Annotated in this window: 15 protein-coding genes; 8 read left to right on the forward strand and 7 right to left on the reverse strand. The window is 56.6% G+C overall.

The features are described 5' to 3' along the window. Positions 1–543 precede the first annotated feature (543 nt). Positions 544–975 (forward strand): PA2169 family four-helix-bundle protein, encoded by a 432-nt coding sequence (locus tag VNX88_06790; protein ID HWY68353.1) that lies wholly within the window; start codon positions 544–546, stop codon positions 973–975. Between the two features lie 93 nt (positions 976–1,068). Here VNX88_06790 and VNX88_06795 read toward each other — a convergent pair whose 3' ends face one another. Then, positions 1,069–1,599: a transposase gene (locus VNX88_06795; GenBank protein ID HWY68354.1), complete on the reverse strand. Its 531-nt coding sequence runs from the start codon at positions 1,597–1,599 to the stop codon at positions 1,069–1,071. Between the two features lie 520 nt (positions 1,600–2,119). Next, a complete protein-coding gene (locus VNX88_06800; GenBank protein HWY68355.1) occupies positions 2,120–3,112 on the reverse strand; it encodes a hypothetical protein in 993 nt (330 codons plus the stop codon). Positions 3,113–3,315: 203 nt separating this feature from the next. On the opposite strand from VNX88_06800, the gene VNX88_06805 reads away from it, so the two are divergent. Genes VNX88_06805 through VNX88_06815 form a run of 3 tightly spaced genes read left to right on the forward strand, consistent with a single transcriptional unit; the run spans position 3,316 to position 8,748 of the window. Further along, positions 3,316–3,699, forward strand: coding sequence for a winged helix-turn-helix domain-containing protein (locus tag VNX88_06805; protein HWY68356.1), 384 nt, complete (start codon positions 3,316–3,318; stop codon positions 3,697–3,699). 22 nt (positions 3,700–3,721) lie between these two features. Continuing rightward, the gene (locus VNX88_06810; GenBank protein HWY68357.1) at positions 3,722–5,254 is read left to right on the forward strand and encodes a tetratricopeptide repeat protein; all 1,533 of its coding nucleotides are present in this window, start codon (positions 3,722–3,724) and stop codon (positions 5,252–5,254) included. A gap of 14 nt (positions 5,255–5,268) precedes the next feature. Then, on the forward strand, positions 5,269–8,748 hold the full coding sequence (locus VNX88_06815; protein HWY68358.1) for a TonB-dependent receptor: 3,480 nt from the start codon (positions 5,269–5,271) through the stop codon (positions 8,746–8,748). 930 nt (positions 8,749–9,678) lie between these two features. Here VNX88_06815 and VNX88_06820 read toward each other — a convergent pair. The 4 genes from VNX88_06820 to VNX88_06835 form a co-directional block, all read right to left on the reverse strand. Next, positions 9,679–10,923, reverse strand: a complete 1,245-nt coding sequence (locus VNX88_06820; protein ID HWY68359.1) for an ABC transporter permease — start codon at positions 10,921–10,923, stop codon at positions 9,679–9,681. A 2-nt stretch (positions 10,924–10,925) separates the two neighbouring features. After that, positions 10,926–12,185 (reverse strand): ABC transporter permease, encoded by a 1,260-nt coding sequence (locus VNX88_06825; GenBank protein ID HWY68360.1) that lies wholly within the window; start codon positions 12,183–12,185, stop codon positions 10,926–10,928. A 124-nt stretch (positions 12,186–12,309) separates the two neighbouring features. Continuing rightward, a complete protein-coding gene (locus VNX88_06830) occupies positions 12,310–13,212 on the reverse strand; it encodes a 3-hydroxyacyl-CoA dehydrogenase NAD-binding domain-containing protein (protein ID HWY68361.1) in 903 nt (300 codons plus the stop codon). A 2-nt stretch (positions 13,213–13,214) separates the two neighbouring features. Beyond that, the gene (locus VNX88_06835) at positions 13,215–13,400 is read right to left on the reverse strand and encodes a hypothetical protein (protein ID HWY68362.1); all 186 of its coding nucleotides are present in this window, start codon (positions 13,398–13,400) and stop codon (positions 13,215–13,217) included. A 543-nt stretch (positions 13,401–13,943) separates the two neighbouring features. On the opposite strand from VNX88_06835, the gene VNX88_06840 reads away from it, so the two are divergent. From VNX88_06840 to VNX88_06855, 4 genes are all read left to right on the forward strand, one after another. Beyond that, positions 13,944–14,624 carry a GntR family transcriptional regulator gene (locus tag VNX88_06840; protein ID HWY68363.1) on the forward strand — a complete coding sequence of 227 codons (681 nt, stop codon included), beginning with the start codon at positions 13,944–13,946 and terminating at the stop codon, positions 14,622–14,624. A 17-nt stretch (positions 14,625–14,641) separates the two neighbouring features. Then, positions 14,642–15,817 carry an aminotransferase class I/II-fold pyridoxal phosphate-dependent enzyme gene (locus tag VNX88_06845; protein HWY68364.1) on the forward strand — a complete coding sequence of 392 codons (1,176 nt, stop codon included), beginning with the start codon at positions 14,642–14,644 and terminating at the stop codon, positions 15,815–15,817. A 448-nt stretch (positions 15,818–16,265) separates the two neighbouring features. Continuing rightward, positions 16,266–21,542 (forward strand): Ig-like domain-containing protein, encoded by a 5,277-nt coding sequence (locus VNX88_06850; GenBank protein HWY68365.1) that lies wholly within the window; start codon positions 16,266–16,268, stop codon positions 21,540–21,542. 455 nt (positions 21,543–21,997) lie between these two features. After that, a complete protein-coding gene (locus VNX88_06855) occupies positions 21,998–25,363 on the forward strand; it encodes a TonB-dependent receptor (protein ID HWY68366.1) in 3,366 nt (1,121 codons plus the stop codon). 273 nt (positions 25,364–25,636) lie between these two features. On the opposite strand, the gene VNX88_06860 is transcribed toward VNX88_06855, so the two are convergent. Then, positions 25,637–25,832 (reverse strand): hypothetical protein (locus tag VNX88_06860; GenBank protein HWY68367.1); only part of this gene is annotated, 196 nt, incomplete at its 5' end.

Genomic DNA, 25,832 nt, shown 5'->3' on the forward strand with positions numbered 1-25,832 from the left:
GCATACCCTTCGCCATTTCCTGTTTTCCTTGCTTGCGATTTCTAAAAAGTGGGCCGCACTCTTCGTGTTTTCGAAGGGTGCGCCACCCGTCGCGCTTCTTGCTTTGGTGTCAAAGGAAACGTTCCGTGTCCCTAGTTTTCCAATTCACTGTTCATTCACTGATCAGAGGGCTAACAGTGAATTAACAGCGAATTTATCAGTGAAATTATCAGTGAATTTCTTCCGCCGCATAAAACCCGCATGAACACTGGGGCAAGCCCGAAGAGGCAGGGAACTTGCAGGGGAGCAACAGGGAATGCAATTGAAACGATCCTCGCAGTGTCATCGCCATCGCGCTGATTTCTCCCACACCATCCTCCTCTCTCGTTGGTACCCCGATTGTGAGCGGCGCGTCAAGAGTTGTACCGTCGCTCGCTGTGGAAATCGGTCTTGCCTTTTGGCTGTTTGGTATTCCTGAATTGCTGAGTGCCGGTAAGCCTTCCCACTCTGGCCTGCAGCTCTCCAGCAGCGCCATCAGGCATCCCAGACTCTGGAGGACAACGAATGACTGAAATCAAAGACACTGTTTCCAAACTGATCGAGACTCTGAAGGACGGCGAAGAAGGATACCGGCAGGCAGCCGAGAAGATCCAGAACCCGGAGTACAAGCGCTTTTTCGAGCAGCAATCGAGTGAGCGAGGACGTTTCGCGACCGAGCTGCAGCCCTTCCTGGGTGACAAAGAAAAGGACTCCGGATCTGTCAGCGGCGCACTTCACCGCACCTGGATCGATCTCAAGGGCAAACTAGGAGCCGGCGATGCAGCCATCCTCAGCTCTATCGAGCAAGGAGAAGACAGCGCCAAGCAAACCTATGAGGACGCTCTGAAGGCATCGCCACCCGCTGAATTGGTGGCCATGATCCGGCGTCAGTACGCAAGCGTGAAGAACGCACACGATCGCGTAAAAAACTGGCGCGACAGTGAGAAAGCGGCCTAGCGGCGGAAACCAACAAAAACAAGCGGCCCGAAAGGGGCCGCTTCTTGTTGTGTGTCAGTACCGTCCGCGGTAGCGGATGGTTGAGTCCTGAAGTCAGTACCGTTCGCGGTAACGAATGGGTGGGTTGTCAAACTCAGGTATCTCTCCACCCTGACCATTGACGACGTAATCCATCGCCCGTTCGATCCCAACGTCAGTCCAGATGTATCGCATGCTTCCACCGTCAGCCCAGGGCGTACGCAAATGCGGCCAGTGTCCATCCTGCCGGAGCTGCCGAGTGGCGTTGGCCTTGAGTGCGTTTAGTACTCGTTCTGGCTTCAGCAAACCGGTAGAGACAAGCGTGTGCACATGATTGGTGCGGACGTTTATCGCCTTTAATTCCCAGTTGCGGAATCCACAAGTCTCGTGTATGGCACTCTCGACGGATACCCGCTGCAGGTCGGTAAGGGTCACTGGAGCATGCTTCAAGTGACGGAGATTGTACGTGTGCCAGTTCGGATTGGGAACTATATAAGGAGACTGATGTTGATTCTGATGCCGGTCGATAGAGCCCCGCTCATCGCCGTGAAGCCAGGTACCGTAGCATCGGAACGTAATCAGATATGCCAGCGGGATGTCCGGCATAGGTCAGGCAGTGTAGCAGACCAACCCAGACTCACCCGTCCGCCGAGGGCCCCACCTGTGAGCCTTGCTTTTTGGTGGATGAACCCTAAAGTGGGTACCCTGCGCTCCGTGGTTTCGGAGGGTGGGTAAAGAGGATGGTTGCAATTCCGGAGTTGACTGCCGATTTGCAAAAATGATTCGGCAGCCCACCCCTATTCTTCTTGTCTTCTTGGGATTCTATTTGTGAACTGCTGTCCCAAATACGGAAGACGCAATCAAAGGCTGAAGTCCTCGACATCATTCTCACCCACCCTCTCCGCCGCGGGCGGACGGAGGGTAGGGCACCCACTGCTTGGTTAATCAACGAAAAACAAAGTCAAATGGCATCAGATGAAAGGTGGGGGCGCCTGGTGGGGCACCCGGCACGAAAGTTTGCATTTTCATATCGCTCTCCTGATGGCTCGAGTTAGCTCGGCGACGGTAAAATGGCGCTTACGTGGAAGGAGAGAGACAGGGTGGACCCCCTCCAGCCGTTAACCGGCTATGGCTGGTCCGTCAGCTTTTGCCGGGTACTCATGTAGAGGTCGTTGCCGCCAAATCCTCCAGCACGGTTCGAGTAGAAGATCATCGTCTGGCCGTCCCACGAGAGCGCAGGCGCGGATTCGTTCGCGGAAGTGTTGACAACCGCATCGCCGCCCTTGTTCAGGTTGTCCTGGTTGAGGTTGATGGGGATCGACCAAAGATCCTGAACGGAAGCGCGCGTCGAAACCCAAAGATCATGGCCGCCGAAGCCTCCCGCGCGGGTGCTGGCAATGATCAGTTCCAAACCGTCGCGGCGGCTGATAGCGGTTCGAGTGTCTCGTGCCGGGCTGCTCAGCTCCGCCACAAATACTCCCGGCGACCACAACTGCTGCCGATTGCAACTGTCAAGATCGGATGTGCAGGTGCTCACATAAATGTCGAAGCCATTGGAGTTTGCGGGAGTCAGGTTGCGAGCGAAATAGAGATAAAGGATGCCGGTGGTGTCGTCTTCCCAAAAGGTCGGACCACCCTCATCGACACCGGGAATATTCAGGGTGCAACCTAGATTGATTGGCGGTTCCCAGCCGAAATCGTCGCGCTTGTTCTGGCGATGCGCGGCCCATAATTCCGTGCGCCCATTGGTATTACAGCCGTCGGGGCGCGCGCTGAAGAAGAACACCCAATGTCCGTCGGTCGTGAGATTGGGAGAACTGTCATCGAAAGGCGAGTTCAGCGCGGTCACGTTCTGCGGTTTCTCCCACGGACTGTCGAGGCTGTCGCGTTGCGAGACCCACAGGTCAGCGCCGCCGGCGCCGCCTGGGCGATTGGACGCAAAGATAAGGCTCAGACCGTCCTTGGACAGCGCGGGGTGCTGATCATCGGAAGCAGTGTTGACGGTTGGACCCAGATTCACTGGCGTTGACCAGGGTCCGAACTCCTGTGCACTCGCCGTCGTTATCGCCATCAGAATGGCAACCGTGATCAGCAGTGATTTGTTGGCGTGAATTTTCATACCCGGCTCCTCCTTCTCGGAGCGAGCCTACTTTCTTCCACCCTTTCCTTTGGATCAATGAACTGGGGCCGGACTATTTCCGGAATATTTCCGGACAGCAATCTTCCGACCCGCAAGGGCTTGTATTGATTGGGTCAGAAGAACCAAATCTGAACGAAGCGTGTTCGGCGGTATACTTCCAGCCACTCTGTGAGGGAGTCGTCGTGGCCACTAGTGCCCAATCCCGGCCTGTTCTACGCTTCGAGGAGTTTGAAGTTGATCTCCGCTCCTGCGAACTGCGCAAACGCGGTGAGCGACTCAGGCTCCAGGATCAGCCGTTCCAAGTTCTACGCATGCTGCTTGAGAACCGCGGAGAGATCGTCGGTCGAGAAGAACTGAAACAGAAGCTGTGGCCGGCTGACACCTTCGTGGATTTCGACGATGGGCTGAACACCGCGGTAAAGAAGCTCCGGGACACGCTCGGCGACTCCACCGAACATCCTCGATACATCGAGACCATTCCCCGCCACGGGTATCGGTTCATCGGAACCGTGCTACCGCAACAACACGTTGCCGCGCCCGTCGCTAGAAGTCGGAACTTCTCCTGAGATCCCCGTAGCGACGCCAACGTTGCGAAAGCGGGAGACGCGCCTGCTCTGGATCGGAATCGGCCTGGCGATCACGTTCGCGTTGGTGGTCACATCGGCCCTGGCCTACCGAGCTCGCTTGCGGAGCGAAGCCGCCTCCGTCCGGTCCATCGCCGTGCTTCCGCTGCAAAACCTATCCGGAGATCCAGCGCAGGACTACTTCGCCGCCGGGATGACGGATGCGTTGACTACTGAATTGGCGCGCACCGTTGGGAACTCGCTTGAGGTAAGGTCGCGTGCCTCTGCGACGAAATTCAAAGACATGCCACTCTCTCAGATTGCGCGCGAGCTGAATGTAGACGCAGTGATTGAGGGTTCGGTAGCAAGGTCCGGCAACCGGGTACGGATCATCGCGCAGCTTATCCAGGCCAAGGCGGACAAACATCTTTGGGCCGATAGCTACGATCGCGATCTGGGCGACATGTTATCGCTGGAAAGGGAGATTGCGGTCACCGTCGCACGCCAGGTGCAAATTAAGCTCAGCCCGCAAATACAGGCACGGCTCGCCGCCGCACCGCGAGTGGACCCGCAGGCCTACGATCTTTATCAACGCGGCCGGTATGGTGGGTTCAGCAACAACAGGCAAGACCTCGTCGCCGCGATTGGTTTCCTGGAGCAAGCCATACAACTGGATCCGAACCTCGCGGCGGCGCACGCAGTCCTCGCGCGGGCCTACGTAAACGAAGCCTTCCTGCTGGAGCCCCAAGAAGAGGACCTGGAGCGCAAGGCCACCGACGAGGTGAATCGAGCACTGAAGCTCGATCCCGATTTGGCAGACGTCTACCTGGTGCGCGGGCTTATCTACTGGACACACCGCAACGGATTCCCGCATGAGCGCGCGATCGTCGAAATCAAGCGTGCCCTGGAACTCGATCCGAACCTGGCGGAAGCTCACCACTGGCTGGGCGCCATATACGGGCACATTGGTCTGCTCGACAAGGCTGAGCACGAATTCCGTACCGCGCTCCAGTTAGATCCAACCAACGTCGGAGTGCGCTACCGGATCGCCATGAACTTGTTCCAGAGAGGCAGACTGGAGGAAGCGATATCGGGCCTCGAAGGCACGCAGCGCTATAGTCCTGCTCTCTGGCATCTTCACATGGCCGAGGCGCTGTTTCAGGTCGGTCGAAAACAGGAAGCCGCAGTCCTGATTCGGGACTACTTGCGAGATAACCCCCGCGACGAGGGCGGCGTTGGCAATGCCATGCAAGCTTTGCTCTATGCCGATGCTGGGCAACCGGCGCTCGCGGAAAGAAGCATCCACGCAGCTATACAGAAGGGCAAAGACTTCGGGCACTTTCACCACGCGGCCTACACCATAGGTTCGACCTATGCGGTGATGAACCAGCCGAAGGACGCTGTCCGGTGGCTGCGCGCTTCAGCGGAGGATGGATTTCCATGTTATCCGCTCTATGAACGTGATCTAGCGCTCCAGAACCTGCGTCGCGATCCAGATTTTCTACAATTCATGGCTGCAATGCGAAGCGATTGGGAACGCCGGCGGGCCACCTTGTAGTTCGCGGAGAGGCAATGATGGTCGGGCTCAAGCGAGGATCGCTCGTCTGTGTTTTAGCACTCGCCAGTTGGTTACAGGCACAGACCACGGGCCGCATGATCGGTACAATCACCGACCAGACCGGTGCTGCGATCGTTGGAGCGGAGGTCGTGGTTCGCAGCACCGCAACGGGAGAAAGATGGACGTCGCAGACCGGATCTGCAGGCATCTTTTCCGTACCGCTCCTTCCATCTGGCGAATACAAGTTGACGGTCAGCGAGCCTGGATTCCAGCAGAAGATAATTGAGAATGTGACAGTCAACGTCACAGAAACAACCGTCATCGATGTTTCTCTCAAGGTAGGAGACGCGCAGGATTCAGTAACCGTGGTGGGCACCGCCGCACTGCTGGAAACAGAAGGGCCTCAACTCGGACGTGTGGTGGATGAGCGCGGCGTCTCCGAATTGCCGTTAGCGACCAGGAACTTCACTCAGATTCTTTCTCTCTCTCCGGGAACTGCCACGTATCTGCCCGACGCAACCGGGCTAGGACGAAACACGCAGGCAATCTCCGTCAACGGCGCGCGTGTGACGCAGAACAATTACCAGATCAACGGCGTGGACGCGAACGGCCTCGGAACCAACGGTCCCGTTCTGGTACCGGTACCCGCGCCTGAAACGATTCAGGAATTCAAAGTACAGACTTCTCTCTATGACGCGACCTACGGGCGTGCCGGCGGGGCCAATATTCAAATGCTCACTCGCAGCGGAAGCAAGGAGTGGCACGGCTCCGCTTACGAGTATCTGCGTAATGAGGCGCTGAATGCGAATGACTCATTCCTAAAAGGGGCGGGAGTGAAACGGCCAGTTCTTCGGCGCAACGTCTTTGGAGCTACGTTGGGCGGCCCGGCGCAGCGCGACCGCGCCTTCTTCTTCATTTCTTATCAGGGAGCAAGGGAAGCGAACGGAGCGTCGCTGATCAACAGCATTTCGTCCAATGTGCTGATCGCTCCCGGGCTTACGAATGACCGTTCACAAACGACGCTGCTGGCGACCTTTCATCCCGTGCTGCCCGGTGGAAAACCCGCAGCCATGATTGATCCCGCCGCTCTGGCGTTGCTTAACGCGAAGCTGCCGAATGGAACTTTTGTGATTCCGACGCCGGCAGCCGACGGTCGCTTCACCGCCTCCAGCCCATCGTCCTTTCAGGAAGACCAGTTCAATACGAATTTCGACTACGACTTCGGGCCGAAAGACACGTTATGGGCCAAGTTTTTCTTTTCAACCATTTCGCAGGTTTCCGCGCTTCCAAGTTTTAAGGGAACCGGGCCGAACGTGTCGGGCTTCGGCACGGATGGCCTCTTCAACAACCGCCTGATCGCGTTGCAACAGATGCACGCATTTAGCTCGTCGCTGATCAACGAAGTACGGCTCGGATACACATTAAATCGCGGCAACACGTTCCCGCGCGAACCAGTAACGGATGCCCAGATTGGAATTGCTAGAGCAAATGCTGCGCAATATCCCGGACTTCCGCTGATTCGAATCGCTCAGCCAGCCGGAGGCCTCGTAATTGGAACTGCAGCTCAGGCCTTATTCCTGGGTGCGCCTGCGACTTCAACCCTGAACGACACGGTTTCAATGGTCCGCGGCCAACACAGCATGCGTACTGGCGTTGAGATTCGCTACAACCTCATCAACTTCCAAAATCCGGCTCTGGTGCGGGGCCAGATCGATTTTCTCGATTTCCCCAGTTTTCTCGTAGGCAATGCTCGCAGCGCGACACTCGGCGATGGCATCGTCCGTGGAGCTTGGCGCGCGTTCGACTACAACTTCTTCGCGCAGGATGACTGGCGAGTTTCATCTCGGCTGACGCTGAACCTCGGCGTGCGCTACGAGCTCGACCTGCCGGTTTACGACAGCCGCGGCCGCCTCTCCACCTTCGATCCAGCACTGTATCAGCCGCGCATCGAGGCAAGCGCTACTGGACCGGTCGGTCCTCCGGTTGGAGGTTTGATCCAGGCCGGCAACGCGGTTCCAGAGTTTGCGATTGCGAATTTGCCCAAAGGCGAAGACTCTCTGCTGCGAAGCGTTGATCCGCACAATATCGCGCCGCGATTGGGATTTGCGGCGTCGCTGTCGAAGCGGCTGGTGATGCGTGGAGGTTATGGACTCTTTTACTCCCGGCCAACCTTCCAGTACGCTTCTGCGGCCGCCGCCCTCCCTCCCTATTATGTGCTTGGCATCCGCCCCAATGCGCCGCTAGCCAATCCATTCCTCCCCATACCACCGGCGACGCAGTTTCCCACGTTTGTTCCCGGCATAGCGCTGGCAGGTACGGCCTTTGACCGCGATCAACGCGTACCTTACTTCCATCAATTCAACCTGACAACTCAGTATCAGTTTTCGGAGAACTGGCTGCTGGAAACCGGGTATGTTGGCAGCCGCGGGCGCAGACTGTTTCGACAGGTTGCGATCAATCAGGCTCAACTGGCTAGCCCGCAGTCGCCGATCATCAATGTTGTGACTGGGACAACCATCACCGCGAATACGGCGGATAACGCGCAGCTTCGCGCACCTTTCCAGGGAGTCTCGGAAAACGGCTTCTTCATCAATGAATCGGACACCGAATCGAGCTACGACTCGCTGCAGGTGAGCGTTATCCGGCGCTTTGCCCGGCAATTGCAGCTTTTGGGCTCCTACACATGGGCAAAATCGATCGATGATGCTTCGGGCACCGGGGGCGGCGCCGGAATCTCGGGCATCGTCAATACGGGAGCGGTCGGAGACAGCAGCAATGTGCTGGGCGACCAGCTTCAAAGACGCGCGAATCGAGGGCTATCGGATTTCAATCGTGCTCATCGTTTAGTTGTCAGCTATGTGTGGGACTTGCCAGCATTGTCGTTTGCCCAGCAATCATTTGCCGCACGCCAAGTATTCTCCAATTGGCGTATTGCTGGAATTCTCACTGTGATGTCTGGCCTTCCCGTGGATATCGTCGATACAGGATCAGGATCTTTGTACGGATTAGCGAGTGGCAGCAATCCACTGGCGCGTCCGAGCTTGAACGCTGGCGCAACCTGCGAGACGGCGAAGGAAAATGTGCCTTCGGGCTATTTTTTCAATCCCTTCGCTTTCAACTCGCCCGTCGTTCTAGCTGGTCAGCCAATACCGAGCTCCGGCGGCACTGCCATTGCAGCCGCGCGTGGCACAGACATTGGCAACGTGCCCCGCAACTGCATCATCGGTCCGTCACAGTCGAATCTGGATTTCGCCGTGGCCAAGACTTTCCGTCTTCGCGAAGAGCGTGTAGTGGAGTTCCGCACAGAATTCTTCAACCTCTTCAACCACGCGAACTTTGCCAACCCCATTAGCAACCTAAATGCAGTCGCTTCATCCGGCGGCAGCATCGATCCGAACACCGGTCGCATCCTTCAGCCCGGCAATTTTGGACGGATCATCTCGACGAGCGCGAATCCCAGGCTCATCCAATTTGCACTTCGAGTAAGTTTTTGAGATCTAGCTTGCCGCCGAGGTTTGCGTTTAGGCGCAGCGGAATCAACGTCAGGCAACGCCGGGTGCCGCACCGGTGCCGCACCCTTCGGCTTTTGAAGGGTGCGCCTTTCGGAATTGCTGGGATGTCAGGGACGCGGCTCTGGACGGGTGGCCCACCCTCTTCCTATGTTGGCTTTTGCATCAGACTTGAAGACAAAGGGATTCGAGGATTTATGTAACTCGCCTCTGACTTTGCCTTGTTGTGGGACACAACATGGATCCACATGCACTGAAAGTTCCTGAGGACAGACCCGGCTGATCAGCGCTCATGTCATCCCACGCTCGCGAACGGAGCTGCCGTTCCTCAGCACCGAACGTAGTTCGGTGATACCACGAGTCAAGATTGCGAGTCAACGAAAATTTTCATTTTGGAACTCACGCCGCTGGGGTAGAGTGCTCGTCGCAATCATCGGACGCTGGCGCGAGCAACGGATTGCGAAATTCATGATTCACTGCTTATTCACTGTTATTCACTGTTCTTTGTGCCAAGCAAGAATCGCAGATTTCGATAATCTCTGACGCTGCAGGAGGTTGCGCGGAACTGTCCGTTGCTCGCCGGCGTTTTCAGAAAAAATTCACTGTTACATTCGCTGATAAATTCGCTGTTCCGTGAACACCAGTGAATTAAGACTGGTTCAAGCTGAGTCCGTTGCTCTCAGCATGACACGTCGTAGGGGTAGTTGGAAATTGGGACGGGTCCTCGCCGGTGCTGCGAGGCTGGGATCGAGGATGTATATGTAACGCCGTTTTTGCCTTTGTCGTTTTGTGCGACACAACCATCCACCACAAGCACTCAAAGTTCCTGCGGACATCCTGAATCTCGGTGACGTTGCGACTTTGGCTGAGTGCGGTAGAGCAGGGGGATTTTTAGTCCAAACCCGGGCCCGTAGGTCATTCGTACCTCAACGCTTCGATCGGATCGAGGTTTGCTGCTTTCAGGGCGGGAAGCATGCCGCTCACGATTCCAACCACAGCAAGAATAATCGTCGAGATGATTAATGTTGAAGGATCGATAATCAGGCGGATATCGGCTGCCTCGGCGTTCTTGGCGAGGGCACTGTAGAACGTGATTCGCCCGACGCCGATTGACACTGCGTAGGCGAGAAATATCCCCAGAATTCCGCCGGCAAAAGTAATGGTGAGGGCCTCTGCCAGAAATTGGAAGAGGATGTGGCTCTTGCGTGCGCCTAAGGCTTTCTCTACGCCAATCTCCTTGGTGCGCTGGGAGACAGAGACCAGCATGATGTTCATGAGTCCGATGCCGCCGATGCCTAGCGTGAGCGCGCCGATAAACGCGAGCAGCACTTTGAGTCCGAGCTTGATGATCTCGAATTGCGTGACCTGCTTCATGGCGTTGAAGAGGAAAACTGCGCGGCGATCCTTCTCGTTGTAGCTGTGCAGGTGAGCGAGTGCCGCCCGGACGCCCTCTTCCACGCCGCCGTAGGCAAACGTGTCGTAGTCCATCCAGATGCCGTCGATGTATTGCAGGTCCTTCATCTCTCCCATGGTGTTGAATGGGATCAGGATCTGCCGGTTGGTATCGTCATTGCCGCCCTCCTGCATCTTGGGCGCAAGGATACCAATGACTTCGAAGCTCACTCCGTCGAGTCGAATCTTCTCGCCGATTGCATAGCGGCCGGAGAAGAGTTTCGTCTTGGCCTCCGAACCAATCACCGCTACACGCGCGCGGATTTCGTTGTCGTGGTCATCGAAGAAGCGGCCCATGTCGAGGGGGTAGTTCAGGATCTTCTGAATGTTCGAGTAGTAGCCATTCACCGGAAAAGTGAAGGTGCGATTGTCGAACTGCACCGCATCTTGCTTCCAGGCAGAAGGACTGATGTGCTTGACGAGAGGAACCGTGCTCGCGATGTACTCGATATCCTCGATTTTGAAACGAATTTTCGATCCTGCTTTGGTACCACCTGCCTGCATGGAGGTGCGATTCGGCCAGACTCCAATGACCTTTGCACCCCAGTTGGCAAAGATGGCGTCGATGGCGCGGCCGAAGCCGGCGCCGTAGGCCAGCAGCAGCACCACCGTGGCGATGCCCCACGCCATTCCCAACATGGTAAGCGTGGCGCGACGACGGTCGTGCTTCATCGCTCCATAGGCTTGTCCGAGCAGATCGCGAACCATAGCTATTCCTTCCGCAGTGCTTCGACTGGTTGCAGCATCGCTGCTTTGCGGGCTGGATACAGTCCTGCCACAAGTCCCGCCAGAGCTAGCGAGCCGATGGCCAGCGCGGCAGATGAGGGCACGAGTTTCGGAGTATCGAATCCTGGAGGCGAAGGCAACAGGCCCAGCATCGCCATCAGGCCTGCAGCTCCGGCCATACCAATCCCTCCACTAAGTACAGTCAGTAGAATGCCCTCGAGAAAGAATTGTGTGAGTATGCTGCGATTGGTCGCGCCGAGAGCCTTGCGCAGGCCGATCTCACGCGTGCGCTCGGTGACTGAGACCAGCATGATGTTGATGATCCCGATAGCACCCAGTGCCAGGGTAATGAGGCCGACGCTGCCCAGAAATGCATTCATCGCGTCGAAGATTTTGCCTACCATGCGCGAACTCTGGATCGTATCCCACTCCTCGATCGCCTCGGGATTGTTGGGATCGAACTGGTGATTACGGCCGATGATCTTGTGCACCTCTGCCTTGGCCAGATCGTGATTGTCGGGGGTGTCGGGCTGGTAGTTGATGTTCGAAAGCGCGTCTGGCGTGTCGCCCACATTTGTAAGCGGAAAGTACTGATGCATGGTGGAGAACGGAATGTACACGCGATTGTTAGTGCTGTTGTTCTCATTTACTCCGATGGAACTGACAATACCGACAATCTGAAAGCGCACTCCGTTCAGCAGCAGGCTCGCTCCCAGCGCATTCGTTCCCGGGTAGAGATTGCGCGACATCTCGTCGCCGATCACGGCGACATTGCGTTTCTCGGCCATGTCTCCGTCATTGAGCCAGCGTCCCTCGCCGATGGGAATGTAGCGAATCGTGCCGAGACTTGGAGTCGTGCCATTGACCTGTCCATTGGCATTCGTGATGTCACTCACCGCACGAATGTCGCCGCGATTGATCATCGGAGCCGCATTGCGCACGTGCTTGGCTTCGCGAATGATGTCCTGGTAGTCGCGATAGGTGAGGTAATACTGGCGCTGTCCTGTGCCGCTACCCTCCTGAGCAGGAACGCGGCCGGACCACAACATGATGATGTCCTGCCCCATGGTCGCCATCTGCCTGCGCTGACCACTTCGGAACCCTTCCCCGAGTCCGACCAGCAGTAGCAGAGATCCAACTCCCCACGCAATACCAAACATGGTGAGAAATGAACGCAGCTTGTGTGCCCAGAGCGTTTGCAGAGTTTGGCTGAAGATGTCGAACAATAGCTGCATGCTGTTCATGGTGTACGCGCAAGGAAACGGCTAAGTTCCTAAGTAGGCTATCTGCTATTGACTCCAACCGCTCAAGAATGTTCCCTATTGCGCACCACTGCCTCAGCTTATAGACCCTTGAAACGGCAGAATGTTAGTGGACCAGCTTGGATTCGGCGGCCTTTTCTTGACTGCTTTGGGCGTCGGGATAGTCAAACACCCCGCGTCCGGTTTTTCGTCCCAATCGGCCGGCTTTTACGTGCTGCACAAGAAGCGGAGCCGGACGAAACTTCTCGCCAAGAGATTTGTGCAGGTATTCGAGAATGTGCAGCCGGGTATCCAGTCCGACTAGATCGACCAACTCAAACGGCCCCATGGGATGATTTAGCCCTAGTTTCAACGCCTTGTCGATATCCTCAGCCGAAGCGATCCCCTCCTGGAGCATGTAAAAGGCTTCGTTCCCAATCATGGCATTGATGCGGCTGGTGATGAATCCAGGAGACTCCTTAATCACCACCACTTCCTTGCCCATACGTTGGCCGACTTCGGTCGCCGCGGCAATAGTCTCGTCATCGGTTTCGAGCGCACGCACGACCTCGAGCAGCTTCATCTTGTGCACCGGATTGAAGAAATGCATCCCGACGCACTTCCGTGGACGGTATGTAACTGACGCAATCTCCGTCACGCTCAACGACGAGGTATTCGAAGCCAGGATTGTGCCAGGACGGCAGATCTTGTCGAGCAACGTGAAGATCTCGATCTTCGAATCCATCTCTTCCGGCACCGCTTCGATCACGAGGTCGGCTTCGCGCGCCGCTTCCTCCACGCTGCCGACGAGCTGTATGCGCGAAAATGCAGCATCGGCTGCGGACTTCTCGAGCTTGCCTAGCTCGACACCTTTATCCAGATTCGCGCGAATCTCGCTTTCCGCCTTCCGCAAACTGGCAGGGAGGATGTCCTCCAAAATGGTGCGATATCCGCCGAGCGCAGCTACATGAGCGATGCCGCGGCCCATAATGCCGGCTCCGATCACCGCAACCGTCTTCACTGCAGCCACAACTAGCTTCCCTTCTCCAGCTTTTCGATCATTCCCATGTAATTCGGTTCGGATTTGCGCATGTAATCTGCCAGCCGCTTTCGTTCTTCGTCGGTCATGAACGGAACGTTGGCGGCGATGCGGCGCAGCGTGGTGGAAATATCGTCAACAAAGTTCATCATGCGAATGGCCTCGCCAGAAATCACCATAGCTCTCCTTGTTGTCTCCGGTATCCAGACGAACTTTCTATTTTGCGGGTTGGAAACGGTTTCGTCTAGGGGAGGTAAACCCAAAGATTTTCTGTTGATGTAGGAAAAACCAAACTGCTCACGCAGATGAACGCAGATTTAAGGATGAACGCAGATTCTTGCAGGTTCTTCTGAAATCCCAAAGGATCTGCGTCTATCCCGAAATCTGCGTTCATCTGCGTGAGCAGTTTGGTTTTGCCCTCAGGTCAGTAAATCCTCGAACCGAGCGGAACTTCTTTGGCCGGTTGCAGCAATACGACGTTTCCGTTCTCGTCGCCCATACCCATCGTGAGCCTTCGGACATGAAGCCTGCGATGTTTCTCGTTCCCAAATTGGTCGCACAAATGACGAGTCGATTCTGAAGCTCCTCAGGCGCATAGTTGGCGACGATCTGGGCGCTCGAGGTCTTCGTTCCAAATTCCGGGCCAAGATCGATCCAGAGTTTGTACGCAGGCTTCTTCGCAGTTCGAGGTTCCTTATTCCGAGTGATATATTACATTCCAGATGCCTCTGCCACAAACCGAGACTCGACTCATTCGCTCGCTTGCCCGGGAGGAAGCGTACGGAAGAATTCGCGACTGGATCATCGATGGCACGCTGCGGCCAGGCGAAACTCTTCGCGATCAAGAGATCGCCCAGTTGTTGGGAGTGAGCCGCACACCGGTACGGGAGGCGTTGCGGCGCCTGGAGGATGAGGGCTTCGTAGAAACCGCCCTGAACCGCTGGACGCGCGTCGCGCCTCTGGATCTGCGCAAGGCGATGGAGCTTTACGGCGTCCTCGAGGCCCTGGAAGTTTTTGCGCTGGAGAACGCGCAGCTCACACCGCAGGACCTGGCGAACATGGCCGCCGCCAACGACGCGATGCAACGGTCGATCGAGCGGAGGAAGGCGGCTTCTGCCCTGCAGGCAGACGAAACTTTCCATGGAGTCTGGATGGCTCGCGCACAAAACAGCGAGCTCTGGGTGCTGGTAGCGCAACTCAAGACCAAACTTCGGCGGGTAGAACTTGCCTACTGGGACCGTGCAGCACAAACCGAGCAATCCATACGAGAGCACACCGCGATTCTCAAAGCGCTGAAGAAGGGGTTGCGGCGCGAGGCCATCACTGCCCTCAAACAGAACTGGGAAGGAAGCATGCGGCGTTTGCGGACCGTCGCTGAGAGTCAGGATTCGGACAAAAGTTAATCGCAAGGGGATTAGTCATGACGCACACTACGGAAAAGTCGATTGAAACGCTCTTAATCCACGCAGACCGCGGGTTGAACTCTACCTCTGCCGTGGTAGCACCCATTTACCAGACGGCAAACTTTCGCGGAGAATCCGGCGCAGACTTCGCCAAACGTGCAGGCGAGGCCCGGCACCCCGAGTTCTATACCCGTTATGGGAATCCGACTTTAAGCCAGGTGGAGGGCGTTCTCGCTGCACTGGAAGGAACCGAAGCCGCACTGGTAACCGGCTCGGGAATGGCGGCGGTCAGTGCAACCGTACTTACCATCGTCGGCAAAGAAGACCACGTGGTTGCGCAGACTAACCATTACGGTGGCACAACCAACCTCCTGCAGAAGCTGCTGCCTCGGTTTGGAGTGGAGGTCACACAAGTAGACCAGCGTGATTCTTCTGCGTTCGAGCGGGCGGTGCGTCCCCATACGAAACTGATCCTGGTCGAAACTCCAAGCAATCCGCTTATGACTCTCACCGATCTGAGGGCAGTCGTCGCCATAGCCAAAGCGCGCGGAATTATTACGTTGATCGACAACACCTTCGCCACGCCGCTAAATCAGCGCCCAGTAGACCTTGGCATTGATCTTGTCTTCCACAGCGCGACCAAGTACTTCGGCGGACACTCCGACATCATTGCGGGCGCTGTCATGGGCAGCAAAGATTGGATCACGAAGATATGGAACACACATGTCATTCTGGGCGCTGCACTGGGGCCGTTCGACGCGTGGCTCATGCTTCGCGGATTACGTACGCTCGCTCTCCGCATACGGCAGCACAATGAGAACGCCATGGAACTCGCCCGGGCTCTGGAGAAGCATCCTGCTGTGAAGGCTGTTCACTACCCTGGTCTCATAAGCCATCCGCAGCACGATCTGGCGAAGCGGCAAATGTCTGGCTTTGGAGGAATGCTGGGTTTCGAAGTGAAAGGCGGCTACGAAGCTGCAGATCGCTTCCTCAGCGGGCTACGGCTAGCTTCGCGCGCTGCGAGCTTGGGGGGAGTTGAGACTCTTGCCGTTCATCCGGCTTCAAACTTTCTGCACTACATGACGCTTGAAGAGGCTGCAAAAATCGGAATTGCTCCCGGACTCCTTCGTATCTCGGTTGGCTTGGAAGGCAAGGACGATCTCATCTCCGATTTCGAGCGGGCACTAACTTAGGCTGCCTCAGGTGGCTGTGCAAATCTCGAAGCGCGCCTAGGTTTGAAACCTGACACTCTCGCAACGTAACAGTTTCACAGAACACGACTTAGCGGCTTACGTCAGGACATTCACTATCGGCATCTGCTAAGGTCGCGTCTCGCTTGATATTATTTTCGTGCGCTCAACCCCCGAACCTACTGCGCACCTCTGGACGGGAAAACGAAACCCGAAGGCCCTGGTGACTGTTACCAGGACCACGCTTCCAAAGAAGGCCCTGGTGACTGTTACCGGGACCACGCTTCTAAAAAAGACAATTAAAAGGATCCCACTCTGGCCGGTGACTCCTCTGGTCAAGCACTCCGGTAAGTAAAGAAAGAGCGGTGCTGTGGGCAATCGATTTCTTTATAGCGGATTCCTGTGTCTTATTGTGTCTGTCATCCTATGGACAGGCTGTGGCAGCACTGGTGTGACCTCCTCGGCCGCCGCTCCCGTCAACCCGCCAGCTCTGAGCATTTCAGGCACGCTTACGCCGGCGACCAAAACGGCCGGCGCAACCGTGACGCTCAGCGGAGGCGCTACCGCAACCACTACGGCCGATGCAAACGGCAACTACAGCTTCACCGGCTTGAGCGGTGGCAACTATGTTGTCACCCCTAGCAAGATTGGACTCACCTTCAGTCCTGCCAACCAATCGGTAACGCTGAACAGCACGTCGAACAGCGGTGTGAATTTCACTGCATCGGCTCCGCTGCAATCCATCAGCATTTCGGCGCCCGTCGCATCGATCACAAAAGGAAACACCGCTCAATTCACTGCGATTGGCACGTTCACTGACGGCAGCACTCAGGATCTAACGAACTCCGCAACCTGGAGTTCCTCCAATCCTGGGGCAGCGAGCTTGACCGCTGGAGGCTTAAGTACCGGCATGGGGGTTGGATCGAGCAACATCACGGCGACCCAAAACGGGATGACATCAAATACCTTTACTCTGACCGTGACAGCGGCCGCACTGCAGTCAATTACGATTAACGCTCCAAACTCCTCGATCGCCAAGGGAACTACAGATCAGTTCACCGCAACCGGAACCTTCAGCGACGGCAGCACCCAGAATTTGACTGGCTCCGTAACGTGGACGTCCTCCACTGCGGCGGCCACAATCACTACCGCTGGCTTGCTAACCGGAGTTACGGTCGGTTCGAGCAACATTACCGCCACGCAGGGCGGAATCACGTCGAACATCTTCGCATTGGCAGTGACTGCGGCCACGCTTCAATCGATCACGATTAATGGGCCGAATGCCTCCATCGCCAAGGGAACCGCCGAACAGTTCACCGCCACCGGAACCTTCAGCGACGGCAGCACTCAGAACCTGACGAACTCTGCCACCTGGAGTTCCTCCAACGCAGCGGCTGTAAGCGTAGCCTCCGGTTTGGCTTCCGGAATCGGCGCCGGCTCCAGCAACATCACTGCGACTCAGAGCGGAATTGCGTCTAATACGTTTGCTCTTTCGATCACGGCGGCCACGCTGCAGTCGATCGCCATTACCGCCAACAGTTCCTCGATTGCCAAGGGCACCAGCGTTCAGTTCGCAGCAACCGGAACGTTCAGTGACGGCAGCACCCAGAATCTTACGAATAGCGCCACCTGGGCTTCTTCTAACCCCACAGCCGTCAGCATCAACACCACTGGTTGGGCCACCGGCGTCGCAGTGGGTTCCAGCAATATCACTGCAGCCCAAAACGGGATTACGTCGAACAGCTTCGCGCTCGCGGTTACCGCAGCTACGCTGCAGTCGATCGCCATTACCGCCAACAGTTCCTCGATCGCCAAGGGCACTAGTATTCAATTCACAGCTACAGGAACCTTTACTGACGGCACATCGCAGAACCTGACAAACACCGCTACCTGGACTTCTTCGACGCAGACGGTCGTCAACGTCACAGCCACAGGTCTGGCCATGGGAGCGGCGATCGGTTCAAGCAACATTACCGCCACTCAGAACGGGATCACCTCAGACAGCTTCGCGCTCGCGGTAACGGCAGCTACGCTGCAGTCGGTCAACATCACCGCCAACAGTTCCTCGATTGCCAAGGGAACCAGCGTGCAGTTCACTGCTACGGGAACCTTCAGCGATGGCACGACGCAGAACCTGACCAACACTGCGACCTGGACTAGCTCGAATCCAGCAACTGCCAACATCAGTGCCACCGGTCTGGCTACAGGCGTTGCCATTGGTTCCGGCAATATCACTGCAACTCAGAACGGGATTACCTCGAACATCTTCGCGCTTACAGTGACGGCGGCCACCCTGCAGTCGATCAATGTGAGCGCCAGCAGTTCCTCAATCGCGAAGGGCACCAGCATCCAATTCACGGCCACTGGCACCTTCAGTGACGGCAGCACGCAGAACCTGACGAACACGGCGACCTGGACTTCTTCAAGTCCGGCAACGGCCAACATCAGCGCGACCGGTCTTGCTACTGGCGCGGCAATCGGTTCAAGCAACATCAACGCATCCCAGAACGGGATCGCATCAAACAGCTTTGCTTTGACGGTCACAGCGGCTACGCTGCAATCCATTACTATCAGCGCGGGCAGTTCGTCGATTGCCAACGGCACCAGTCTGCAGTTCACGGCTAGCGGAACTTTCAGCGACGGCAGCACTCAGAACATCACAAATAGCGTCGCCTGGGCTTCTTCAAGCCCAGCGACAGTCAATATTAGTGCCACGGGCCTGGCCACGGGCGCTGCTATCGGCTCGAGCAATATCACAGCGACTCAGAGCGGAATCACCTCCAACACATTTGCTCTGGCAGTTACCGCAGCGACGTTGCAATCGATCACCATCAACACAACCAGCTCCTCGATTGCGAAAGGCACTAGCGTTCAGTTCACGGCAACAGGAACTTTCAGCGACGGCAGCACTCAGAACCTCACAAATACTGCAACCTGGGCTTCTTCGAGTCCTGGATCGGTCAACATCAACGCCACCGGTCTTGCTACGGGCGCGGCCATTGGATCGAGTAACGTCACCGCTACCCAAAACGGAATCACGTCGAACACCTTTGCGCTCTCAGTCACTGCGGCGGTCCTTCAGTCGATTACGATCAACGCCCCCAGTTCCTCGATTTCCAAAGGCACGAGCACTCAGTTCACCGCCACCGGAACGTTCAGCGACGGCAGCACCCAAAATTTGACGAATACTGCAACCTGGGCCAGTTCGAGCACCGCAACGGTAAACATCACCGCCGCTGGTTTGGCGACTGGAGCGGCTGTTGGCTCCAGCAACATTACGGCGACTCAGAGTGGGATTACCTCGAACACCGTTACGCTGACGGTGACGGCTGCTACGCTGCAATCGATTGCGATCAGTTCCCCGAAGACCTCAATTGCCAAGGGAACCAGTGTGCAGTTCACAGCCACGGGAACGTTCAGCGATGGCAGTACGCAAAACCTGACAAATACGGCGACCTGGGCCTCTTCAAGTCCAGCGGCGGTCAATATCAGCGCTGCTGGTCTGGCCACCGGCGCTGCTATCGGTTCCAGCAACGTCACAGCGACCCAGAACGGGATCACTTCCAACTCATTTACTCTGACGGTTACGGCAGCTACGCTGCAGTCCATCTCGATCACCGCGCCCAAGGCTTCCATCGCTAAGGGCACCACCGATCAGTTCACCGCGACGGGAACCTTTACTGACAGCACAACGCAAGACCTCACAGGCTCCGTCACGTGGACGTCATCGAGTCCTTCAATGGTCAACATCAGCGCCAGTGGTCTCGCCACCGGCTCGGCGATCGGATCGAGCAACATCACTGCCACTCAGAGCGGGATCACCTCTAACAGCTTCGCGGTCACGGTCACAGCGGCGACGTTGCAATCGATCAACGTCAGCGCAGGAAGCTCTTCCATCGCGAAGGGCACGACCGTTCAGTTCGCTGCGACCGGAACCTTCACTGACGGCAGCACGCAGAACCTGACGAACACCGCAACCTGGGCAAGCTCAAGTCCGGCCACGGTCAATATCAGCGCCACAGGTTTGGCAACGGGATCAGCTACCGGGTCCAGCAACATCACGGCCACCCAGAGCGGAATTACGTCGAACAGCTTCGCGCTGACAGTAACGGCGCCAACGTTGCAGTCGATCAGCGTAACTGCGCCGAACACATCACTGGGTATCGGACTCACGCAACAGTTCACCGCCACTGGCACGTTCAGCGACGGCAGCACCCAGAACCTGAGTAACACCGCCACTTGGGCGAGCTCGATTCCGGCAAACGCCAGCATTAGTTCCACCGGTTTGGCTACAGGCGTAGCCAGCGGTTCAACCAACATCACTGCGACCCAGAATGGGATCACGTCGAACAGCTTCGCGCTTACCGTGACGGCGGTTATCTCGGGAGCATTGACAAGCAGCGGCGCGGGAGCAACGGTTACTTTGAGTGGGGCCGCAACTTCCTCGACCACCGCCGACTCGAGCGGCAACTACAGCTTCACCGGAATCGTGAACGGCACCTACACCGTGACGCCAACGAAAGCTGGAGTCACGTTTAGTCCTACAAGCCAGAACGTTACTATCAGTGGAACATCGAATGCCGGGGTCAACTTCACCGCAACCGTCCAGACGTGGACTATCTCTGGCACGCTGAGTCCAGCCTCAGATACCACGGGTGCGACTGTCACACTGAGCGGAGCCGCGAGCGCCACAACGACTGCAGCCGCAAACGGCAGCTACAGTTTCAGCGGGCTCGCGAACGGCGCGTACACCGTCACGCCAACGAAGACCAGTTACAACTTCACTCCGGCGAGTCGCCAGATAACGGTTTCAAATGCGTCGCAAACCGGTGTGAACTTCGCGACTGTTCCTGCGCTTACGATTTCGCCGGCTGCTGGCTTCACCTTCACCAACATCACGGTCGGAACGACCAGCCCGTTGCAATCGGGCACTCTGACTGCCGCGGGCGGCAGCGTTACCGTGACCAGCGACACGCTTACCGGCGCGGGATTCGGTTTGAGCAACATCACCTTCCCGGTAACACTAGCTCCCGGACAAACGCAAAACTTCAGTGTGAGCTTCTCGCCGTCAGTAACAGGCACTGTGTCGGGATCGCTGTCGTTCAGCAGTAATGCTTCGAGCACTACGCCGTCATCACTCGCGCTCAGTGGAGTTGGCGCGGGCCTCGGCGTCTCCCCAGCCTCCGTGAACTTCGGTTCCGTGCCCGACGGAACTACAAGCGCCTCAACAACCGGCACGCTCAGTGCAACCGGAGCACCGGTGACAATCACTGCAGCGAACCTTGCCGGAGCTGGATTCTCGATCTCCGGGCTGCCCACGTTGCCATTCACCATCCTCGCTGGTCAAAGCCAGCAATTCAGCGTGACATTCTCTCCAGCCTCGGGTTCACCAGGTCCCGCTTCGGGAAGCATTTCGTTTGTAACCGGCCTCAACAACGTAACTCAGAACTTGTCAGGTACTGGAACTTCGAACGTCTCGGTGACGTGGACGGCGAGTACCACACCGAGCGTCACCTATAACGTGTATCGATGCTCGATCTCAGCCGCCGCATGCGATCCGACTCAACCGGGCAATTTCGGTTCGCCAATCGCGACGGCTATTGCCGGAACAGCGTACACCGACTTGACCGTCTCCTCCGGTGTCACGTACTACTACGCGCTCACGGCCGTGGATACTACTAACGTAGAGAGCCAGCTATCGGCGGTAGCCAACGCGGTAATCCCCTAGTCAGTCGCGGCCGAGGTTGGTTTGAGGAACTAGAACATTTGGACCAAAACAGAACACGCTGAAAAAACCATAGGCGAGCGCGAAGGAAGAGGGTAACGCCCTTTTCGTCTGGGCGTTCGTCATCCAAAATCCCCATCCTGTCCCTTCCTTGCCCTCACAGCATCCTGGCGCTTGCTCGAGACTGCGCTATGGTTTTCAGTAACTCTCCTCCATTCATTTAGATTTCCTCCGGCTCAGCACTCGAAACCTGAAACGGAGCCAGGACCCGCGATCCAGTACCTCGTCCCTGCCCGCCGTCACACAGTACCGTCTTCTTTACAGTTCATTACACAGACAAACAATTCTCCGAATTTGGTAGTCGATCTGCACGTTTATCGACAACCGTCCATTCCCGCAGCCTCCCTCACGGGGACAAACGACTACCGAGTGCAAGAGAACAGGAGAAAACTCTAGATATGAAAAACAGGTACTGGTCGAACTACGCAACGGCCATACTCATGGTGTTTTCGCTGCTCGTTACAGCCTGCTTGTGGGCTCAAACGAGCCGCGGAACTGTAGCTGGGACGATTACCGATCCGAGCGGTGCAGTCATCAGGGGCGCGCAAGTATCACTTAAGAGTCTGGGAACGGGAATCATCCGCCAGACCACTACAAACAATGAAGGCACGTATCGCTTTGACGCCGTCGATCCCGGAGCATACGAGATCACGGCGAGCTTCCAGGGATTCGCCGCATACAAGGTTGCGAACATTGACGTGCCCGCGAACAAGACCACGGATGTCGACATGGCTCTTAAGCTCGCCAGCACAGCCGACGAGGTTATCAATGTCGAGGCAAGCACGGCAGGACTCGAGCTGCAACGAACCGAAGAGCGTCGCGCTTCGACCATTTCCCAATTGGAACTCAAGGATGTGCCCATCATTGGCCAAAATTCCTTGAATTTGCTTGTCACGGTTCCAGGCGCCGTGCAAACCAAGCTAGGAGGCTCGCTCGACAGCGGTATCGGCGCCATCAACGGTGCTCGAGCCCGGTCGAACAACTTCCTCATCGACGGTATGGACAACAACGACATCTCTGTCGCCGGTCCAGTGGCGACGCTCACTAACAATGACGCCATTCAGGAAGTATCGATCCAGACTTCCAACTTCAGCGCGGAGTACGGACGCGCAGGCGGCGCTGTGGTAAATCAAGTTACCAAATCGGGAACGAATTCGCTGCATGGCACAGGCGCATGGGTTTATCGCTCTGAGGTTTTCAATGCAACCACTCTGCCGCAGCGTGCCGGCGCAGGTCCCGGGGCTTCGTTGAACGAGATAAAGCCTCCGTTCAAAGAGAACCTCCCCGCGTTTACGATCGGCGGGCCGGTAGTAATTCCTCATCTCTATGACGGCCGCAACAAGACGTTCTTCTTCGCCGGAGCACAGTGGGACCGATTCTCGGCCGGCGCTGATCAAGCGGTGTTCAGCAATGTCCCAACCGCACAAGGAGTCGCGGTACTTCAAGGTTTGGCTTCGAAGTGCCCGAACGTCGCTCTCTATCTCAACTCACTTCAGGGGCTGACCTCGCCGTCGGCTTCGGGAGCCATCGATATCTCGCTGCCGGCCAGCACTTTTTCCACGACCGGATCCTGCAATGGCACTGCGCGTACCGGACTCACTGTTCCTATGGGCGCAGTCTCGCGGACCTTCCCATCGGTTCAGCTCACGAACAATCATCAGATCCGAATCGATCACAACCCTTCGGACCGTCAGTTCATGAGCTTCCGCTGGTACTGGATTGATTTCAACGGAGGGATAACAGCCTCGACTGCAGGTTTGTCTCCACTCTTCGATGCGAGTCAAACCAACCGCCAGTTGAATGGCGCATTCACCGACACGTATGTGATTTCTCCCCGCACGACCAACGAATTCCGATTCAGCTATGGGCGCGCTCATCTCGACGTCCCCATCCAGCCCGGAATCGGAGCAACCTTGCCGCGGTTTGTCGTGTCAGGAATCAGTTCGTTCGGTACCTCGAGCACCTTCCCCCAAGGACGCGTCTCGAACAACTATCAGTATCAGGACACGATTGGTATGGTTCGCGGCAAGCACTCAATCCGTACCGGAGTGGAGTTCCTGCGGCAGCTCGCGAGGCAATCCGCGCCGATCAACAGCCGCTCGATCGTCACCTACAATCCGAGCACCGGCGTCGAGGCGTTTGCAAACTTCATCGATGATTTCTCCGGCGACCAGGGCAACATCGCCAAGCAGTTCGGAAGTCCGATCTACCGTCCGAATCTGTTCCGCTGGTCCCTCTTTATACAGGACAGCTGGCAGCTTGCTCCTACATTCACGCTGAATGCAGGTCTGCGCTACGAGAACTTCGGTCAACCGGCGAACATCTTCCCCTTCCCTGCGTACTCAGGAGATGATGTTGCCAAGTTCACGGTTCCAAACAAGGTCCAATCGCCGAATCACAACTTCGGGCCGTCGCTTGGATTTGCCTGGAGTCCACAAAGTGGACCTCTCGCCTGGCATGGTGGCGCCGGCAAGACGGTAGTCCGCGGTGGCTATCAGCTCACTTACGACACCTTCTTCAACAACTTGCTCTCGAACATGGCTGCAGGTGCGCCGAATAACCCCGCGAACCTCCCCATTATCGGCACGCAGACTGCCTCAGCACCACGCGGCCTTGCTGCATTGAACGCGGCCCTCCTTCCAACTGTGACGGTAGGTCCGCTCAATCCATTGGCCGGGAGCTCCAACCAGTTCGATCCAAACATAACTAACCCGCGCTATAACCACTTCTCACTTGGTGTGCAACGAGAAGTCGCTGGCGGAACTGTAGTGGATCTCTCCTACGTCGGCGGACTCGGACGTCACATCTTCAACAATCTGGTGACCAACCCGTTCCTGCCCAATGCTGCAAAGACGGCCACTGGCTCGCGGTTGAATCCGGCCTTCGGTCCACGCACGATCCGGGCCAGCGAGGCTACCTCCAACTATCATGCGATGCAACTCGAGGTTCGCAATCACCTGATGCAAACGCTCGTGGGCGGCATCGAATTCCGCAGCGCCTATACGTGGTCGCGCAACATGGATGAAACCAGCGAAGTGTTTGTGACCAACAATCAAAACTCCTCGAATCCAGCCGTAAACCCCTTTATCTTCCCGAATGGCCTTCGCGCCGATTACGGTCCGTCGGATAACGACCGGCGTCACGTATGGCAGTCAACAGCCGTTTGGCAGGTGCGAGGTCCTAAGACCGGAATCCTGGGGCAGGCGTTCGGCGGATGGACCCTGGCTACCATCATCCCCGTCTCATCGGGACAGCCCTATACCGTTATCAACGGTACTGACCGCGATCTCGATGGTTCGCTCGCGGGCGACCGTCCCGACGTGGGCAACTGGAACGCGCCATTCAACTCCAGGGCAAAGATCAGCACTACCTGCAGCACTGGATTGATCAATCCGGATTCCGGCGCTTGCGTCACTGCAAACGACGTTCGCTGGGTTCAGGTTGCGGCCTACAATCCAAACAGCCCCCGCACCGGCCGTAGGAATTCGCTCTACACCGATGGCTCGGTCAACATGCATTTGAACATCCTGAAGAACTTCAAGATCACGGAGAGAGTCGGCCTGGAATATCGGGCTGAAATCTTCAATCTTCTCAACCACCAGAACTTCAACTTTGCTCCCTTCCTCAGCGGCGGAGCTTCCACCGTGATTGTTCGAGACGCAGCGAAGGGTAACTTCCTGAATTTCAACAATGGCGATAGCTCGGAGGATGTCTTCACGCTCACTCAACGCAACATGAGAATGGGACTCAAGGTGAGCTTCTAAGCGGTTTCGAGCGGAAGCAGCAGGGGCACGGATTCCGGATTCCATCCGTGCCCCTTTTACTTTCTCCACATATTTGCGCAGCGATTCGCTCCTTTTGGTTCGCGCCAGGGCATCAACTTTGGAGGTCGATGAGTGTAATGGCGATTTAACACCAACTACCGCACCAATCCCTAGTTTCCGAATTGCCGACGATACTGGAGTTGATGGCGACAAGTCCGTTTACCAGGACCTGGAGGTGGTTCCTGGATCGACGCTGTTGCCATACGGCTTTATTTAATGGAACGCAAGAGTGCCATCGGACCAATACGGTACTTCGATTGGCACGGTTCGCAGCGGCGGCAGCTCTTTGTTCAGTGGACTATCTGGTTTGTCAGGGTCCGGGAACCAGATAGATGTCGAAGAAATGGGTGAGTTCGGATCATCGGCGTTCAATTCAGCAGGATCTTTCATCGGCAAGAAGAACATCACG

The organism is Terriglobales bacterium (assembly GCA_035567895.1).
In the GTDB taxonomy this organism is placed as follows: Bacteria; Acidobacteriota; Terriglobia; order Terriglobales; family Acidobacteriaceae; genus Gp1-AA112.

Excerpts from the sequence above, each read along its gene's own strand:
- VNX88_06790 (HWY68353.1), top strand. The coding sequence starts at position 544 with ATGACTGAAATCAAAGACACTGTTTCCAAACTGATCGAGACTCTGAAG.
- VNX88_06795 (HWY68354.1), bottom strand. The coding sequence starts at position 1,599 with ATGCCGGACATCCCGCTGGCATATCTGATTACGTTCCGATGCTACGGT.
- VNX88_06800 (HWY68355.1), bottom strand. The coding sequence starts at position 3,112 with ATGAAAATTCACGCCAACAAATCACTGCTGATCACGGTTGCCATTCTG.
- VNX88_06815 (HWY68358.1), top strand. The coding sequence starts at position 5,269 with ATGATGGTCGGGCTCAAGCGAGGATCGCTCGTCTGTGTTTTAGCACTC.
- VNX88_06820 (HWY68359.1), bottom strand. The coding sequence starts at position 10,923 with ATGGTTCGCGATCTGCTCGGACAAGCCTATGGAGCGATGAAGCACGAC.
- VNX88_06825 (HWY68360.1), bottom strand. The coding sequence starts at position 12,185 with ATGAACAGCATGCAGCTATTGTTCGACATCTTCAGCCAAACTCTGCAA.
- VNX88_06835 (HWY68362.1), bottom strand. The coding sequence starts at position 13,400 with ATGGTGATTTCTGGCGAGGCCATTCGCATGATGAACTTTGTTGACGAT.
- VNX88_06840 (HWY68363.1), top strand. The coding sequence starts at position 13,944 with ATGCCTCTGCCACAAACCGAGACTCGACTCATTCGCTCGCTTGCCCGG.
- VNX88_06845 (HWY68364.1), top strand. The coding sequence starts at position 14,642 with ATGACGCACACTACGGAAAAGTCGATTGAAACGCTCTTAATCCACGCA.
- VNX88_06855 (HWY68366.1), top strand. The coding sequence starts at position 21,998 with ATGAAAAACAGGTACTGGTCGAACTACGCAACGGCCATACTCATGGTG.